Source organism: Buttiauxella warmboldiae (assembly GCF_003818135.1).
GTDB lineage: Bacteria > Pseudomonadota > Gammaproteobacteria > Enterobacterales > Enterobacteriaceae > Buttiauxella > Buttiauxella warmboldiae.
Map to the genome: position 1 here is coordinate 1 of NZ_RPOH01000115.1, position 725 is coordinate 725.

Genomic DNA, 725 nt, shown 5'->3' on the forward strand with positions numbered 1-725 from the left:
CAACATGGGCGCAACGTCCGTGCAAAATCAGGCTTAAACCGTTCGATATTAGATCAGGGGTGGTACGAACTTCGCCGCCAGCTTGAGTACAAACAGCGCTGGCGAGGTGGTCAGGTGCTGGCAATTAATCCAGCCTACACCAGTCAGAAATGCGCCTGCTGTGGTCATACAGCGAAAGAAAACCGCCAGTCACAAAGTCAGTTCGAGTGTCTTGAGTGTGGATATACAGAGAACGCCGATATCAACGGTGCCCGTAATATTTTAGCGGCGGGGCACGCCGCGTTAGCCTGTGGAGAGATGGCAGCTTTAGGCCGCTCGATGAAGCAGGAACCCACTGAGGCGAGTCAGGCTTCGGTCTGAACGCTGTAGGAATCCTCACCCTTTAGGGCGGGGAGGATGTCAATTCACAGATTCGATTCAGTTCATAAAATCCCCTTATATGTGGCTGAAATCCATTGCTTTAATCATGTTGGGTGCCTGTTCTACCAGCAAGCAGAGGATAAACTGGCGCAGGACATACCGGCGATCCCTGTGTATCACTATGTGTTAGTCCAGTTAGTGAAGCCATATGTTGGTGGCTAGCCGCGGTTCTTGTCATGAAAACTGTGGTTAAACTAATCAAATTGTTGGCGTTTCACTCAGGTAGCACCGGTTTGGTGATTTATCAGCCGAACGAGCAAAATCTTGCTTTACATAAAGTTTAGGTATGTTTATAGTGCGCCTCG

1 protein-coding gene is annotated in these 725 nt (G+C 49.5%); it reads left to right on the forward strand.

Features of this window, described 5'->3' with window-relative positions; translation table 11 throughout:
* Positions 1-360: RNA-guided endonuclease InsQ/TnpB family protein (locus tag EHN07_RS20050; protein ID WP_148085482.1), on the forward strand; the 360-nt coding region annotated here is incomplete at its 5' end.
* Positions 361-725: the final 365 nt, after the last annotated feature.